The organism is Methylobacterium sp. CM6246 (assembly GCF_054818005.1).
This window is the reverse complement of sequence record NZ_JBTXKY010000001.1, coordinates 2826417-2841415: the sequence shown is the minus strand read 5'-3', so window position 1 is coordinate 2841415 and position 14999 is coordinate 2826417. Positions and strand designations below refer to the sequence as shown.

The window sequence follows — 14999 nt, the reverse complement described above, 5'->3', positions numbered from 1 at the left end:
TTACTTCTTCTTGCCTTCCTTGCGGAAGATGAACTCGCCCGCGTACTTCACGCCCTTGCCCTTGTAGGGCTCGGGTCCGCGGTAATCGCGGATCTCGGCGGCGACCTGACCGACCTGCTGGCGGTTGATCCCGGTGATCGTGATCTCGGTGGGCTTCGGGGTAACGATCGTGATCCCGGCGGGGATCGCGTATTCGATGTCGTGGCTGTAGCCGAGCGACAGCTTGAGGGCCTTACCGGCCATCGCCGCACGATAACCGACGCCCGTGATCTCAAGCTTCTTTTCGAAGCCCTTCGACACGCCCTCGGCGATGTTGGCGATCTGAGCCCGCGACGTGCCCCACAGGGAACGGGCCGGCTTGGACTGGTTGATCGGCTCGACCGAGATCGCGCCGTCCTTCATCTCCACGCTGACCAGCGTGGGGACGTCGAACTGCAGCTCGCCCTTAGAGCCCTTCATCTTCACCGTCTGACCGGTGACGGTGGCGGTGACGCCGGCCGGCACGGGAACGGGCTTCTTGCCTACGCGAGACATGGGATAACCTCCTCCGTCCCGATCAGAATACGGTGCAGAGCACTTCACCGCCGACGTTGCGCTCACGCGCCTCGTGGTCGGCCATGACGCCCTGCGGTGTGGAGACGATGGTGACGCCGAGGCCGTCGGCCACGTGCGGCAGATCACCGACCGACGAGTAGACCCGACGACCCGGCTTCGAAACGCGCTTGATTTCGCGGATCACCGGGCGGCCGTCGTAGTACTTGAGCTCGATGGCGAATTCGGTACGGCCGTTGCCGAGGTCGGTCGCCGCGTAGTCGCGGATGTAGCCCTCGGACTTCAGGACGTTCAGGACGTTGGCGCGCAGGCGCGAGCCGGGTGTCTGAACGACGTTGCGACGGCGAAGCTGGCCGTTGCGGATACGGGTGAGCATGTCACCCACGGGATCGTTGACCATGGGGACCTCCTTACCAGCTCGACTTGACCAGGCCGGGGATCAGGCCCCGGTTGCCAAGCTCCCGCAGCGCGATGCGCGAGATGCCCATCTTGCGATAGAACGCGCGGGGCCGGCCGGTCATGCCGCAGCGGTTGCGGATGCGGGTGGCCGACGAGTTGCGCGGCAGTTCCGCGAGCTTGAGGCGCGCCTCGAAGCGCTCCTCCATCTCGAGGGTGTCGTTGTTGGCGATGTCCAGCAGCGCCTTCCGCTTGGCCGCGAAACGCTTCACCAGCGTCTTGCGGGCCTCATTCTTCTCGACTGAGCTTTTCTTCGACATGTGGTCTATCTCCGGTGTCCGCGTATGAGGCGCGAGGGCCTCACTGCCGGAACGGGAACTGGAACGCGGCGAGCAGTGCCTTGGCCTCGGCATCGGTCTGGGCGGTGGTCGCCACGACGATGTCCATGCCCCACATCTGCTCGGCCTTGTCGTAGGAGATCTCCGGGAACACGAGGTGCTCCTTGAGACCCAGGGCGTAGTTGCCGCGGCCGTCGAACGAGCGCGGGTTCAGGCCGCGGAAATCGCGGACGCGCGGCAGCGCGATCGTGATCAGGCGATCCATGAACTCGTACATGCGCTGCTTGCGCAGCGTCACCTTGCAACCGATCGGCATGCCTTCACGGACCTTGAAGGTCGCGATGGCCTTGCGGGCCCGGGTGATCACCGGCTTCTGGCCGGCGATGAGCGCGAGGTCGCCAGCCGCCACGGTCGCCTTCTTGGAGTCCGCGGTGGACTCGCCGACGCCCATGTTGATGACAATCTTCTCGATCTGCGGGACCTGCATCGGGTTCTTGTACCCGAACTCCTCGATCAGCTTCTGGCGCACCACTTCGTCGTAGTGCTTACGCAGGCGCGGGGTGTAGGCGTTCTTGTCGGCCTCAGCCATCGATCTGATCCCCCGTGCTCTTGGCGAATCGGACCTTGCGCCCGTCTTCGAGGATGCGGAAACCTACGCGGGTCGGCTTGCCGTTGGCATCGGCGACCGCGATGTTCGAGAGTTGGATGGCGGCCTCCTTGGAGATGATGCCGCCTTCCTGGTTCTGCGTCTGCTTCTGGTGCTTCTTGACCAGGTTTATGCCACGCACGAAAGCGCGGCCTTCCTTCGGCAGAACCTGGATGACTTCGCCCGAGCGACCGGAATCGCGGCCGGTGAGTACGACGACCTTGTCGCCCTTCTTGATCTTCGCGGCCATCACAGCACCTCCGGCGCCAGCGAGATGATCTTCATGTGGTTGCGCGCGCGCAGCTCGCGCGGCACCGGTCCGAAGATGCGGGTGCCGATCGGCTCTTTCTGATTGTTGATCAGGACCGCAGCGTTCTTGTCGAAGCGGATCACCGACCCGTCGACGCGCTTCACGGCCTTGGCCGTGCGAACGACGACCGCCTTCATGACGTCGCCCTTCTTGACGCGACCGCGCGGGATCGCCTCCTTGACCGACACGACGATGACATCGCCAACGCCGGCATACTTCCGCTTCGACCCGCCGAGAACCTTGATGCACATCACACGGCGTGCACCCGAGTTGTCGGCGACGTCCAGATTCGTCTGCATCTGGATCACGTGCGTGACTCCTTGTTTCAGGCGGGTTTCCGCACACGGGCGGTATTGCCCGGCGGACGACGCCTGATGGGGATCTGATGTCCCCGGCTCATGGTATAGACCGCGCTTGCGGCGTCCGAGACGCCGGCGCGGTCACCGCGTTCAGAGGGTGCGAGCACCCATCGAAATGTCGCGAAGGCCGGGCGGATACTACGGGCTGCCCCGAAAGGCAAGCCGATCGCGACACATTCGCCGGTGGGATCGGGGGGGATCGGGCGCGGTCGGGGCGATTCGATGGCTGGCGCAGCGTGGTGTCCCGGGCGGTCGACCACGGGCTTATCGATGTGCGTCCGGCGGGTCGAGGGCGGCTTCCGCCAGGATGTCTCCGCGGCGGCTGGGCGGCGAGACGGGGCGGCCGATAAATCGAAACGACACCACAGCCATGTCCGCCGCGCAGCCTCGCGCGGCGGACATGGCTCTCTCGGGCGTTCAGGGCTTCAGAAGGGCTGGCCCGCTGATTCGAACAGGAAGTCGTCGAGGCTCGGGATCGTCACGGCGCTTCCGTAGGCCGGCTTCGACAGGCGCCACGGACGCTCGGACCGGGCCCGGATCGCCTCCGAGGGGCGCAGGCGCCGCATGCCGCCCTCCTCGGTCACCTCCTCGATCGTCAGGAAGCCGTAGACCTGCAAGCGGGACGCGGTGAGCTTGATCTCACGGTCCTCGGCGGCGACGATCATGCTGCCGGTGGCGTAGACCGCGTCCATGAGCGAGCGTTGCTCGCTGCGGCGGCGGTTGCGGGCGTCCCGCTCGCCTGCCGCGGAGGCGGGGGCGATCCGCCGGAAGGGGACGACGTTGCTGACCGCGACGCAACCCATACGCAACATCCTCGACGCACACAAAGGCCGGCCCACGGGCCGTCCGACGATCGGGACATTTCGACGGTTCGCTTTAATCTTCCGTAGACCGTGTTGCCGGGCCCCTGCCCCGATCCGGCACGCCCCCGTTCCGGCGCCCACGTTGGATGCACCATCCCGGATGGCCTCGACGATGCCGAATCACGCGGTGCTCGAGGGCGGTGCGGTCGAGACCGGACCGGGTCCGGCGGTTCGTCTCGACCTGATGGCCCTTCGGCGCGGTGCTGGGAGCAGGCTGCCGCGAGCCGCGCCCGTTCACGGCGCGATCTGGCTCGATTCGAGGCTCTCCAGGAGCGTCGCGATGCCGAAAACCTGGAAGGCCAGGAAGTTCTCTGTCTCCACCTCCCGGGACGCATAGGACAGCTCGGCGAGGCCGATGGTCATGGTCAGCGACGTGTCCTTGATGGTGTTGAGATATTGGCCGACCACCGGCAGCCAGGCGAAGCGCAGGGCCAGCGGCAACGCGATCTGGCGGAAGATCTGGAGATCGATCAGGTGGAGGGCCAAAGCGGGCTCCCGCTGGGCAGGCCGTACGCCGTCGAGGCCAGCCCGGCATTCCCCGGCGATGTCGGCGGCGGCGTAGAGCGTCAGCCCGAGGAAGCCGGCCAGGGTCTCGTAGGCCGGCCGGTGCAGGGTGGCCGACCCCAGGGCCAGGCCGTGTGGGCTATTCAGTCAGGCGGTGAGCCAGGACGGCATCAGCGCGACGGCGCTGAAGTACCAGAGGAGCAGCTGCACCAGCAGCGGCGTGTTTCGGGTGAGGTTGATAAAGGCGGTACTCCGCGCCTTCACGAACCGGCCCCCCGCCTCCTTCGGGCAGCAGAAGGCAAGGCCGAGCGCCGTTCCGGCCACGCACATCGAAGCCGACAGGACCAGGGTGGCCCCGAAACCCTGCAGCAGCCAGACCAGGTAGCGCGGCGCGAGCAGATCGCCGAAGGGACTCACCGCCGTCGGCTAGCTGTGGTCGCCGATCCGGAACAGGCACGGCAGCGGCTACGTCGTGTTCGGGCCGAACCAGCGGTCGTAGAGCGCCGCAGCCTTCGCGCTGGCCTCCAGCTCCCGGAGCGTCTCGTCCACCACCGCGCGGAGGCGGGTCTCACCCTTCGGGATGCCGGCGCCGATGTAGTCGTTGGAAATCGAGAAGGCCGGAACCTCGTGATTCTCTTTGTCGGGAGCCGTGGCCAGCAGATTGACGAGTTTCGATCCGTCCTGCGTGTTCGCCTGAACGTTGCCGTTGCGCAGGGCCGCGAAGGCGAAGGGCGTATCGTCGAACGCCACCACGGTCGCGTTCGAAAAGTCCCGGCGCAGGACGGTCTCGTTGGTTGTGCCCTTATCGGCTGTAGGAGTGCGCTCTGCCGACATCGCTTAAGCACTAACTGTGAAATGGAGGATTCTCTCGCCAAAATATGAATTCAATCATATTAATATTAAAAAGTAAAAATCTATTAGTATGACCGAGACTGTTCGAATGAAATGAGATGAGTTTATGGGCGTTAAAAGATATCAATCGATGAGATAACAGAAGGGCGAGCCAGATAATGTAACGTATCACCTTAGTAATATGATATCGATTAATATGGTATTGAAATTCAATATATACATTTGTGATCACCAAAAATCGACATCTCCTCTCACGTTGACTGAACGGTTTCCCAGGCACATTGTCGTGATCTCTGCATCCCAATGATAACGGGGGCAAAAACGAGAGGTTTGACGAATGCGCGGATATATTCTGGCAGTACCCGAAGCAAATGCGCCGGGCGCAATCTCGGGCAATGACGGTCAGCGCTATCGTTTCTCAAGTGCAGATCTGAACAGTAATAGCACACGGGCTGGCAATGCGGTGGACTTCATAGTTGTCGATGGTGAGGCACGCGAAATATACCCTGTCCCCGGTCAAGCCTCGGTTTTCTCACCGGCCTTCAGTAAAGCTGTTCGCCAGCGAGATTGGGTTGCTTTCTATTTTAATCCAAATGGCCGCATCGGACGTCGTGACTATTGGACCTTTGGATTTTTAGGGTCTGGACTCGATCAGCACCAGAACGCGATGACGGCGGCGAGAGCGACAGCTGAGGCGTAGTTACGGGCGAGCTTGTCGTATCGTGTGGCGATGCGGCGGAAATCTTTGAGGCGGTTGAAGGTCGCCTCGATGCGCCAGCGTTCGCGGTAGCGGCGCTTGTCGTGGCGGATCCTCTTCTTCCGACCGCGCTTGCCCGGGATGATCGGCGTGATGCCCTTCGCGCGCAGGTCAGCGCGCAGCCAATCGGCGTCGTAACCCTTGTCGGCGCTCAGGCGGCGGATCCGGCCGGGGGCCTCAGCCAGCACGGCTGGAGCTGTGGTGACATCGCTGGCGTTGCCGGGCGTCAGCAGGAGGACGCCGGGCCGGCCGAGGACGTCGGTGAGGGCGTGGATCTTGGTCGTCTGGCCGCCGCGCGACGGGCCGATGGCTTGCGCACGCGCCCCCCTTTACCGCCGTGGGCCGAACGGTGCGCCCTCACGTAGGTGCTGTCGATGGCAGCAGCCTTGCCCGACCATCCGGCTTGGGCCATCGCCGCCAGCATGGCCTTCCAGAAGCCGCGCCGTGACCACCTGTTGAAGCGGTTGTAGACGGTGGTACGTGGGCCATACACGGCCGGGCAGTCGCGCCAGCGGCAGCCGGAGGTGAGTACGTGCAGGATGCCGGAGATGATCTGCCGGTCGTCCTTGCGCGCCGGTCCGGGTTGATCCTTCGGCATGAACGGTTCGATCACCGCCCACTGCGCATCCGAGAGCCAGAACAGATCCGCCATCGCCGCCTCCGTGCTGAAAACGGCGGCCCTGAATCACAAAATCACACAGCCTGCAAGAGCTTGGTGCGGTTCACACCCTAGTGCTGATGATTGTAAACATTGTTCTTGGCCTTATTCCAGGCGTGAACATAATCGTTTTTTTTGTTACGGCGTGGTGCGGCCTCGCTCTCGGCATCAAGCGCTGCCATGATGTAAGTCGATCCGGTTGGCTGAACGCCGTACCTTACGTCCTCACTCCGCTGTCCTTCCTTTGTGCATCGATCGGCTTTCTCTCATCTTACAGCCGCCATGCGATCGGGGTTCCTGCCTTGTTCAGCACTCTCGCCTTGCTGACTGGCGTTGCCACCTTCGGATTTTGGATCTGGTTCATCGTACAGGTGCTGGCAAAAGCCGGCGATGCGGAGCCGAACCGGTTCGGCCTTCCACCCATCGCACCGAGCGCATAGGATGCGGCAGCACATGCGTTTGTCGGCCGGGCTGATCACTCGATCGGCGCGGTGCCCAGAATATCGCGATCGACGCATTGACCTGCGGGTTAACCGAGGCTAAAAGCGCGCCACTTCGGACGGCCATTGGCTGCCGACGGCCCTAGGGTTTGACCCTTGGGCGCCGCGATCGCCTCGAGCGATCCGAAGGCTCAAATCGCCTGACGCTCTAAGTCAGATCCGTAGGTACGAGCGCGTTCGTCATGAGCGTGCTCCTCTGCCCACACCGCGCCGAGGGTCTGTGACAGGACCTCCGGCGCATATTCGTTTTGCGGACTGCCCTAGGCGGTCCGGCCAAGGTGACCGAGGAAGAGGGCACAGGATGCCGACGATCAACCAGCTGATCGCCCAGCCGCGGAAGATCCAGCGGAGCCGCAACAAGGTTCCGGCGCTTGACGCTTGCCCGCAGAAGCGCGGCGTCTGCACCCGGGTCTACACGACGACCCCGAAGAAGCCGAACTCGGCCCTTCGTAAGGTCGCCAAGGTCCGTTTGACCAACGGCTTCGAGGTGATTGGTTATATTCCTGGCGAGGGCCACAACCTCCAGGAGCACTCGGTCGTCATGATCCGCGGCGGCCGCGTGAAGGATCTTCCGGGTGTGCGCTACCACATCCTGCGCGGCGTGCTCGACACGCAGGGCGTGAAGAACCGGAAGCAGCGCCGTTCCAAGTACGGCGCCAAGCGTCCGAAGTAAGACCGGCGACCGGAGTTTATCCGGTCGCAGAGATGCGTTTCCACGGCCTCGTAAGGATGTCGCCGGCTTCATCAAGAAAGCCAAGGCGGCCTGCGCGAGGTGCTTAAGTCAGACTCGTTTGAGAGTTTAAGAGATGTCCCGTCGTCACTCTGCCGAGAAGCGTGAGATCATCCCGGACCCGAAGTACGGGGACGTGGTGCTGACGAAGTTCATGAACTCGATCATGTACGAGGGCAAGAAGTCGACCGCCGAGCGGATCGTCTACGGTGCCTTCGACATCGTCGAGAACCGCGCCCGCGCCAACCCGATCGAGGTGTTCCGCGCTGCGCTCGACAATGTCGCCCCGATGATCGAAGTGCGCTCCCGGCGCGTCGGCGGCGCGACCTACCAGGTCCCCGTCGAGGTCCGGACCGAGCGCCGCCAGGCCCTCGCCATCCGTTGGCTGATCCAGGCCGCCCGGTCGCGCAACGACCGCACCATGATCGAGCGGCTCTCCGCCGAGCTGCTCGACGCCGCGAACAACCGCGGCAACGCCGTCAAGAAGCGGGAAGATACGCACCGGATGGCTGAAGCCAACCGCGCCTTCTCGCACTACCGCTGGTAAGCGGTTCCGCCGTCTCTCAGGAGCAATCCAATGCCCCGCACGCACGCGATCGAGGACTACCGCAACTTCGGCATCATGGCCCACATTGATGCCGGGAAGACCACGACCACGGAGCGGATCCTCTACTACACCGGAAAGTCGCATAAGATCGGCGAAGTCCATGACGGCGCCGCCACCATGGACTGGATGGAGCAGGAGCAGGAGCGCGGCATCACGATCACGTCCGCCGCGACGACGTGCTTCTGGCGCGAGAAGCGCCTCAACATCATCGACACCCCTGGGCACGTCGACTTCACCATTGAGGTCGAGCGCTCCTTGCGCGTGCTCGACGGCGCCGTCTGCGTGCTCGACGGCAACCAAGGCGTGGAGCCCCAGACTGAGACCGTCTGGCGCCAGGCCGACAAGTACGACGTCCCGCGCGTCGTGTTCGTCAACAAGATGGACAAGATCGGCGCCGACTTCTTCAAATGCGTCGCCGACATCATCGACCGCGTCGCCGGCAAGCCGGTCTGCCTGCAGCTGCCGATCGGCGCCGAGTCCAGCTTCAAGGGCGTCATCGACCTGATCAAGATGAAGGCGATCGTCTGGTCCGGTGAGACCCTGGGCGCCGACTTCTCCGAGGTCGAGATCCCCGAGGAGCTCAAGGACCAGGCCGTCGAGTACCGCAGCAAGCTGGTCGAAGCCTGCGTCGAGCTCGATGACGAAGCCATGGTGGCCTATCTCGACGGTACCGAGCCGGATGCCGCGACGATGCACAAGCTCGTGCGTCGCGCCGTGCAGCTGCGCGCCTTCCATCCGGTGCTGTGCGGCTCGGCCTTCAAGAACAAGGGCGTGCAGCCCCTGCTCGACGCCGTGGTGGATTACCTCCCCTCCCCGGCCGATCGTGGCGACGTCGACGGCCTAGACTTCAAGACCGAGGAGCCGGTCGTCCGTCACCCGACGGATGCAGATCCCTTCTCCATGCTCGCCTTCAAGATCATGGACGATCCCCACGTCGGCACGATCACGTTCTGCCGCGTGTACTCGGGCAAGATCGAGTCGGGCGCCAACGTCATCAACTCGACGCGCGACAAGAAGGAGCGCGTCGGCCGCATGCTCCTGATGCACGCCAACAACCGTGAGGACGTCAAGGAAGCCTTCGCGGGCGATATCGTCGCCCTCGCCGGTCTCAAGGACACCCGCACCGGTGACACCCTGTGCGATCCGCAGAAGGCCGTAATCCTGGAGCGCATGGAGTTCCCGGAGCCGGTGATCGAGATCGCCGTCGAGCCCAAGTCGAAGGCCGATCAAGAGAAGCTCGGCATCGCGCTCGCCAAGCTCGCCGCCGAGGATCCGTCCTTCCGGGTCTCGACGGACCAGGAATCCGGCCAGACCATCCTCAAGGGGATGGGCGAGCTTCACCTGGACATCAAGGTCGATATCCTGCGCCGGACCTACAAGGTCGACGCGAATATCGGCCAGCCGCAGGTGGCCTACCGCGAGAAGCTGACCCGACGTCAGGAGATCGACTACACCCACAAGAAGCAGACCGGCGGTACGGGCCAGTTCGCCCGCGTCAAGTTCGTCGTGGAGCCGAACGAGCCGGGTGCTGGCTTCCAGTTCGAGTCGAAGATCGTCGGCGGCGCGGTGCCCAAGGAGTACATCCCGGGCGTCGAGAAGGGACTCAACTCGGTCCTGGGCGCCGGCGTGCTGGCGGGCTTCCCGGTGGTCGACGTCAAGGTCGAGCTGATCGACGGTGCCTACCACGACGTCGATTCATCGGCGTTGGCCTTCGAGATCGCGTCCCGGGCCGCACTGCGCGAGGCGCTTCAGAAGGGCGGCTCGGTCCTGCTCGAGCCGGTGATGAAGGTCGAGGTCGTCTCGCCGGAAGAGTATACCGGCTCGGTCATCGGCGACCTGAACTCCCGCCGCGGCCAGATCCAGGGCCAGGACATGCGCGGCAACGCCAACGTCATCAACGCGATGGTGCCGCTGGCCAACATGTTCGGTTACGTGAACAACCTGCGCTCCATGTCGCAGGGCCGGGCGAACTTCACCATGCAGTTCGACCACTACGAAGAGGTGCCGCGCGGCGAGGCCGACAAGGTCATCGCCAAGTACGCCTGAGGCTACGCCGGTACCACCTCTTCATCCGCAACACGATTTCGAATCTAGGAGGCTCTGATGGGCAAGGAAAAGTTCGCTCGCACCAAGCCGCACTGCAACATCGGCACGATCGGTCACGTCGATCACGGCAAGACGTCGCTGACGGCGGCGATCACGAAGGTCCTGGCTGAGACGGGCGGTGCGACGTTCACGGCCTACGACCAGATCGACAAAGCGCCGGAGGAGAAGGCGCGCGGGATCACGATCTCGACCGCGCACGTGGAGTACGAGACGGCCAACCGTCACTACGCGCACGTCGACTGCCCCGGCCACGCCGACTACGTGAAGAACATGATCACGGGTGCAGCCCAGATGGACGGCGCGATCCTGGTGGTGTCGGCGGCCGACGGCCCGATGCCGCAGACCCGCGAGCACATCCTGCTCGCCCGCCAGGTCGGCGTGCCGGCGCTGGTGGTGTTCCTGAACAAGGTCGACATGGTCGACGACGAGGAACTCCTGGAGCTGGTCGAGCTGGAGGTGCGCGAGCTTCTGTCGAAGTACGACTTCCCGGGCGACGACATCCCGATCACCAAGGGCTCGGCGCTGATGGCGCTGGAGGACAAGGAGCCCAAGATCGGCAAGGAGGCGGTGCTGGCGCTGATGGCGACGGTGGATGCCTACATCCCGCAGCCGGAGCGTCCGATCGACCTGCCGTTCCTGATGCCGATCGAGGACGTGTTCTCGATCTCGGGCCGCGGCACAGTGGTGACGGGTCGCGTCGAGCGCGGGATCGTCAAGGTCGGCGAGACGGTGGAGATCGTCGGCATCCGGGCGACCACGACCACGACGGTGACCGGCGTGGAGATGTTCCGCAAGCTGCTCGACCAGGGCCAGGCGGGCGACAACGTCGGCGTGCTGCTGCGCGGCACCAAGCGCGAGGACGTGGAGCGCGGCCAGGTCGTGTGCAAGCCGGGTTCGGTGAAGCCGCACACCAAGTTCAAGGCCGAGGCGTACATCCTGACCAAGGAGGAGGGCGGCCGCCACACGCCGTTCTTCACCAACTACCGGCCGCAATTCTACTTCCGGACCACGGACGTGACCGGGGTGTGCGAGCTGCCGGAGGGCACCGAGATGGTGATGCCGGGCGACAACGTGACCATGGACGTCACGCTGATCGTGCCGGTGGCCATGGAGGAGAAGCTGCGCTTCGCCATCCGCGAGGGCGGCCGCACCGTCGGTGCCGGCGTCGTCGCCGCCATCAACGACTAAGCCAGGATAGCATCCTTAGCAGGGCGCGGCGGGGACACGTCCTCGCACCCCCCGCCGTCCCTCTCAAGGTTTCAGGATTATGAACGGTCAGAACATCCGCATCCGCCTCAAGGCGTTCGATCACCGCATCCTCGATGCGTCGACCAAGGAGATTGTCTCCACGGCCAAGCGCACCGGCGCGACCATCCGGGGTCCGATCCCGCTTCCGACGCATATCGCGAAGTTCACCGTGAACCGCTCGCCGCACATCGACAAGAAGTCGCGCGAGCAGTTCGAGATGCGCACGCATAAGCGAGTGCTCGATATCGTCGATCCGACGCCGCAGACCGTGGACGCGCTGATGAAGCTCGACCTCGCCGCCGGCGTGGACGTGGAGATCAAGCTCTAAGTCCCGCCGGGATTTAGAGCTTACCGTTTCATCGCGCGAGGGAGAGACCTATGCGCTCAGGCGTCATCGCACAGAAGGTCGGCATGACCCGCGTCTTTACGGACGCGGGGGAGCATGTCCCCGTCACAGTGCTTAAGATCGATCAGTGCCAGGTGGTGGCCCACCGCACCGTCGAAAAGAACGGCTACGTCGCCCTCCAGGTCGGCGTGGGCAAGGCCAAGGTTAAGAACGTGTCGGCGGCCGAGCGCGGTCGCTTCGCGGTCGCCAAGGTCGAGCCGAAGAAGAAGCTCGCCGAGTTCCGCGTGTCCGAGGATGCGCTGATCCCGGTCGGCGCCGAGATCACCGCGGACCATTTCATTCCGGGTCAGTTCGTCGACGTGACGGGCACGACCACGGGTAAGGGCTTCGCCGGCGGTATCAAGCGCTGGAACTTCGGCGGCCTGCGCGCCACCCACGGCGTGTCCATCTCGCACCGTTCGATCGGTTCGACCGGCGGCCGTCAGGACCCGGGCAAGACCTTCAAGAACAAGAAGATGCCGGGTCACCTCGGTGTCGAGCGGGTCACCACCCAGAACCTGCGCGTCGTGCGCACCGATCCCGAGCGCGGCCTGATCCTGGTCGAGGGCGCGGTCCCCGGTGTCGCCGGTGGCTGGATCCAGATCCGCGACGCGGTGAAGCGCAAGCTCCCCGCCGACGTTCCGCTGCCGGGCAAGTTCCGTGAGAACGGCGCGTCTACCGAGTCCGCCCAGACCGCCCCCGAGGCCCCTGCGGCTGAGGAGACCGCCTGATGAAGCTCGATATCACCACTCTCGACGGCGCTGGCGCCGGCTCGGTCGATCTGAACGAGGAAATCTTCGGCCTTGAGCCGCGGGCCGACCTCCTCCAGCGCATGGTTCGCTGGCAGCTCGCCAAGCGGCGCGCTGGAACCCACGCGGTGAAGAACCGTTCGGACGTGAACCGCACCCGCAAGAAGCTGTACAAGCAGAAGGGCACCGGCAACGCCCGTCACGGCGCTGCCTCGGCGCCGCAGTTCCGCGGTGGCGGACGCGCCTTCGGGCCGGTCGTTCGCGACCACAGCCACGATCTTCCCAAGAAGGTCCGTGCCCTGGCGCTGCGCCACGCACTGTCGGCCAAGGCCAAGTCCTCGACCCTGATCGTCGTCGACGACATCAAGATCGAGGATCACAAGACCAAGGGTCTCATCGAGCGTTTCGGCAAGATGGGCCTTTCGAACGCGCTGATCATCGGCGGTGCCGAGGTCGACGTGAATTTCGGCCGCGCCGCGCGTGCCATCCCGCAGATCGACGTCCTTCCCGTGCAGGGGATCAACGTCTACGACATCCTGCGCCGCAACACGCTCGTCCTGACGAAGGCCGCTGTCGACGCGCTGGAGGAGCGTTTCAAATGAGTGCCGATCCGCGCCACTACGATATCATCGTCTCCCCGGTCATCACCGAGAAGGCGACGAACCTGACCGAACAGAACAAGGTCGTCTTCCGGGTCGGCCCGAAGGCGACCAAGCCTCAGATCAAGGAGGCGGTCGAGAAGCTGTTCGACGTCAAGGTCACGGCGGTGAACACCCTCGTGACCAAGGGCAAGAAGAAGATTTTCCGCGGTCTCCGCGGGCAGCGCTCCGACGTGAAAAAGGCGATCGTCACCCTGGCCGAGGGCCACACGATCGACGTCACGACCGGGCTCTGAGGACGGGTTTTAGGGATCCAAGCCGATGGCCTTGAAGACATTCAAACCGGTCACGCCGAGCCTGCGCCAGCTCGTGCTCGTCGACCGCCGTGAGCTCTACAAGGGCAAGCCGGTGAAGGCGCTGACGGAGGGCAAGAGCTCCTCCGGCGGCCGTAACAACCTCGGTCGCATCACCGTCCGCTTCCGCGGCGGTGGCCACAAGCGTGTGCTGCGCAACGTCGATTTTAAGCGTCGCGAGCAGCTCGGCGTGACGGCGACGGTCGAGCGGATCGAGTACGATCCGAACCGCACCGCGTTCATCGCCCTGATCAACTTCCCCGACGGGAAGCAGAGCTACATCCTGGCTCCGCAGCGCCTTCAGCCGGGCGACAAGGTGGTGACGGGCGAGAACGTCGACATCAAGCCGGGCAATGCCGGTCCGGTCGGCTCGATGCCGGTGGGTACGATCATCCACAACGTCGAGCTGAAGATCGGCAAGGGTGGCGCGATCGCCCGCTCGGCCGGGAACTACGCCCAGATCGTTGGACGCGACCAGGGCTACGTGACGCTGCGGCTGAACTCGGGCGAGCAGCGCCTCGTCCATGGCCAGTGCTTCGCGACCGTCGGTGCGGTCTCGAACCCGGACCACATGAACATCTCGCTCGGCAAGGCCGGGCGCAACCGGTGGCTCGGCAAGCGCCCGCATAACCGCGGCGTCTCCATGAACCCGGTGGATCACCCGCACGGCGGCGGCGAGGGCCGTACCTCGGGCGGCCGCAACCCGGTCACGCCGTGGGGCGTGCCGACCAAGGGGAAGAAGACCCGGTCCAACAAGCGGACCGACGTGTTCATCCTGTCCAGCCGCCACAACCGCAAGAAGTAATCGCTATGGCACGCTCTCTCTGGAAGGGGCCGTTCGTCGACGGCTACCTCTTCAAGAAGGCCGAAGCGGCGCGGGGCTCCTCGCGCTCAGAGGTCATCAAGATCTGGAGCCGCCGCTCCACGATTCTCCCGCAGTTCGTCGGGCTCACCTTCGGTGTGCACAACGGGCAGAAGCATATCCCGGTCTACGTCTCCGAGGAGATGGTGGGGCATAAGTTCGGCGAGTTCTCGCCGACCCGCACCTTCCACGGGCACGCGGCCGACAAGAAGGCGAAGAGGCGCTGAGATGGGCAAGCAAGCCACCCCCCGCGCGCTCCCCGAGAACGAGGCGAAGGCGGTTGCGCGCATGCTGCGTGTCAGCCCGCAGAAGCTGAACCTCGTGGCGCAGATGATCCGCGGCAAGAAGGTCGACACTGCGTTGGCCGAGCTGCAGTTCTCGCGCAAGCGCATCTCGACCGAGGTCAAGAAGTGCCTCGAGAGCGCGATCGCGAATGCCGAGAACAACCACGATCTGGATGTCGACGATCTCGTCGTCACCCAGGCCTTCGTGGGCAAGGCCCTCGTGCTCAAGCGCTTCCACGCTCGTGCCCGCGGCCGCGGTGCGCGTATCCTGAAGCCCTTCTCGAACCTCACCATCGTGGTTCGCGAAGTCCGCCAGGCCGAAGCGGCTTAAGGAGGATCTC

General features: G+C 64.4%; 23 protein-coding genes. 12 read left to right on the top strand and 11 right to left on the bottom strand.

Going from position 1 to position 14999, the window contains the following annotated elements; translation table 11 throughout:
- The 11 genes from rplF to ACYQPG_RS13945 all read right to left on the bottom strand — a co-directional run bounded on the left by rplF (position 1) and on the right by ACYQPG_RS13945 (position 6229).
- On the bottom strand, positions 1–534 hold the full coding sequence (rplF, locus tag ACYQPG_RS13995) for a 50S ribosomal protein L6 (protein WP_147898533.1): 534 nt from the start codon (positions 532–534) through the stop codon (positions 1–3).
- Positions 535–556: 22 nt separating this feature from the next.
- On the bottom strand, positions 557–952 hold the full coding sequence (gene rpsH, locus ACYQPG_RS13990) for a 30S ribosomal protein S8 (RefSeq protein WP_007557585.1): 396 nt from the start codon (positions 950–952) through the stop codon (positions 557–559).
- Between the two features lie 10 nt (positions 953–962).
- Entirely contained in the window at positions 963–1268 is a 306-nt protein-coding gene (gene rpsN, locus ACYQPG_RS13985) for a 30S ribosomal protein S14 (RefSeq protein ID WP_092039092.1), read from the bottom strand.
- A gap of 40 nt (positions 1269–1308) precedes the next feature.
- On the bottom strand, positions 1309–1875 hold the full coding sequence (gene rplE / locus ACYQPG_RS13980; protein ID WP_147853154.1) for a 50S ribosomal protein L5: 567 nt from the start codon (positions 1873–1875) through the stop codon (positions 1309–1311).
- A complete protein-coding gene (gene rplX, locus ACYQPG_RS13975) occupies positions 1868–2182 on the bottom strand; it encodes a 50S ribosomal protein L24 (protein ID WP_007557581.1) in 315 nt (104 codons plus the stop codon). Before rplX ends, rplE begins: the two co-directional genes overlap by 8 nt.
- Positions 2182–2550, bottom strand: coding sequence for a 50S ribosomal protein L14 (rplN, locus tag ACYQPG_RS13970; protein WP_007557579.1), 369 nt, complete (start codon positions 2548–2550; stop codon positions 2182–2184). Before rplN ends, rplX begins: the two co-directional genes overlap by 1 nt.
- A 476-nt stretch (positions 2551–3026) precedes the next feature.
- Positions 3027–3404 carry a hypothetical protein gene (locus tag ACYQPG_RS13965; protein ID WP_147909523.1) on the bottom strand — a complete coding sequence of 126 codons (378 nt, stop codon included), beginning with the start codon at positions 3402–3404 and terminating at the stop codon, positions 3027–3029.
- 294 nt (positions 3405–3698) lie between these two features.
- Positions 3699–3950: a hypothetical protein gene (locus ACYQPG_RS13960; RefSeq protein WP_461231147.1), complete on the bottom strand. Its 252-nt coding sequence runs from the start codon at positions 3948–3950 to the stop codon at positions 3699–3701.
- A 165-nt stretch (positions 3951–4115) separates the two neighbouring features.
- On the bottom strand, positions 4116–4385 hold the full coding sequence (locus tag ACYQPG_RS13955) for an ABC transporter permease subunit (protein ID WP_461231146.1): 270 nt from the start codon (positions 4383–4385) through the stop codon (positions 4116–4118).
- Positions 4386–4433: 48 nt separating this feature from the next.
- A complete protein-coding gene (locus ACYQPG_RS13950; protein ID WP_419829653.1) occupies positions 4434–4802 on the bottom strand; it encodes a type 2 periplasmic-binding domain-containing protein in 369 nt (122 codons plus the stop codon).
- A 669-nt stretch (positions 4803–5471) separates the two neighbouring features.
- Positions 5472–6229, bottom strand: a protein-coding gene (locus ACYQPG_RS13945; protein WP_461231145.1) for an IS5 family transposase whose coding sequence is annotated in 2 segments (ribosomal slippage) — positions 5472–5899 and positions 5899–6229 — 759 coding nt in all. Because the reading frame shifts where the segments join, the coding sequence is not laid out codon by codon here.
- Positions 6230–6315: 86 nt separating this feature from the next.
- Here ACYQPG_RS13945 and ACYQPG_RS13940 point away from each other — a divergent pair.
- The 12 genes from ACYQPG_RS13940 to rplV all read left to right on the top strand — a co-directional run bounded on the left by ACYQPG_RS13940 (position 6316) and on the right by rplV (position 14989).
- Positions 6316–6675, top strand: a complete 360-nt coding sequence (locus ACYQPG_RS13940; protein WP_461232466.1) for a DUF805 domain-containing protein — start codon at positions 6316–6318, stop codon at positions 6673–6675.
- Positions 6676–7036: 361 nt separating this feature from the next.
- Entirely contained in the window at positions 7037–7408 is a 372-nt protein-coding gene (rpsL, locus tag ACYQPG_RS13935) for a 30S ribosomal protein S12 (RefSeq protein WP_007557568.1), read from the top strand.
- 133 nt (positions 7409–7541) lie between these two features.
- Positions 7542–8012, top strand: a complete 471-nt coding sequence (gene rpsG / locus ACYQPG_RS13930) for a 30S ribosomal protein S7 (protein WP_007557567.1) — start codon at positions 7542–7544, stop codon at positions 8010–8012.
- Positions 8013–8042: 30 nt separating this feature from the next.
- The gene (fusA, locus tag ACYQPG_RS13925; RefSeq protein ID WP_147909525.1) at positions 8043–10118 is read left to right on the top strand and encodes an elongation factor G; all 2076 of its coding nucleotides are present in this window, start codon (positions 8043–8045) and stop codon (positions 10116–10118) included.
- 57 nt (positions 10119–10175) lie between these two features.
- Positions 10176–11366, top strand: a complete 1191-nt coding sequence (tuf, locus tag ACYQPG_RS13920; protein ID WP_147853161.1) for an elongation factor Tu — start codon at positions 10176–10178, stop codon at positions 11364–11366.
- Positions 11367–11445: 79 nt separating this feature from the next.
- Entirely contained in the window at positions 11446–11754 is a 309-nt protein-coding gene (gene rpsJ, locus ACYQPG_RS13915) for a 30S ribosomal protein S10 (protein ID WP_007569268.1), read from the top strand.
- Positions 11755–11804: 50 nt separating this feature from the next.
- Entirely contained in the window at positions 11805–12542 is a 738-nt protein-coding gene (gene rplC, locus ACYQPG_RS13910; RefSeq protein WP_058194332.1) for a 50S ribosomal protein L3, read from the top strand.
- Complete coding sequence (gene rplD, locus ACYQPG_RS13905; RefSeq protein ID WP_147853162.1) at positions 12542–13162, top strand: 50S ribosomal protein L4; 621 nt, start codon at positions 12542–12544, stop codon at positions 13160–13162. The genes rplC and rplD overlap by 1 nt, the downstream gene beginning before the upstream one ends.
- Positions 13159–13455 (top strand): 50S ribosomal protein L23, encoded by a 297-nt coding sequence (locus ACYQPG_RS13900; RefSeq protein WP_007569272.1) that lies wholly within the window; start codon positions 13159–13161, stop codon positions 13453–13455. Before rplD ends, ACYQPG_RS13900 begins: the two co-directional genes overlap by 4 nt.
- A gap of 25 nt (positions 13456–13480) precedes the next feature.
- Positions 13481–14317 (top strand): 50S ribosomal protein L2, encoded by an 837-nt coding sequence (gene rplB, locus ACYQPG_RS13895; protein WP_147853163.1) that lies wholly within the window; start codon positions 13481–13483, stop codon positions 14315–14317.
- Positions 14318–14322: 5 nt separating this feature from the next.
- Positions 14323–14601 carry a 30S ribosomal protein S19 gene (gene rpsS / locus ACYQPG_RS13890; protein WP_007569276.1) on the top strand — a complete coding sequence of 93 codons (279 nt, stop codon included), beginning with the start codon at positions 14323–14325 and terminating at the stop codon, positions 14599–14601.
- A gap of 1 nt (position 14602) precedes the next feature.
- Complete coding sequence (rplV, locus tag ACYQPG_RS13885; RefSeq protein ID WP_147853164.1) at positions 14603–14989, top strand: 50S ribosomal protein L22; 387 nt, start codon at positions 14603–14605, stop codon at positions 14987–14989.
- Positions 14990–14999 lie beyond the last annotated feature (10 nt).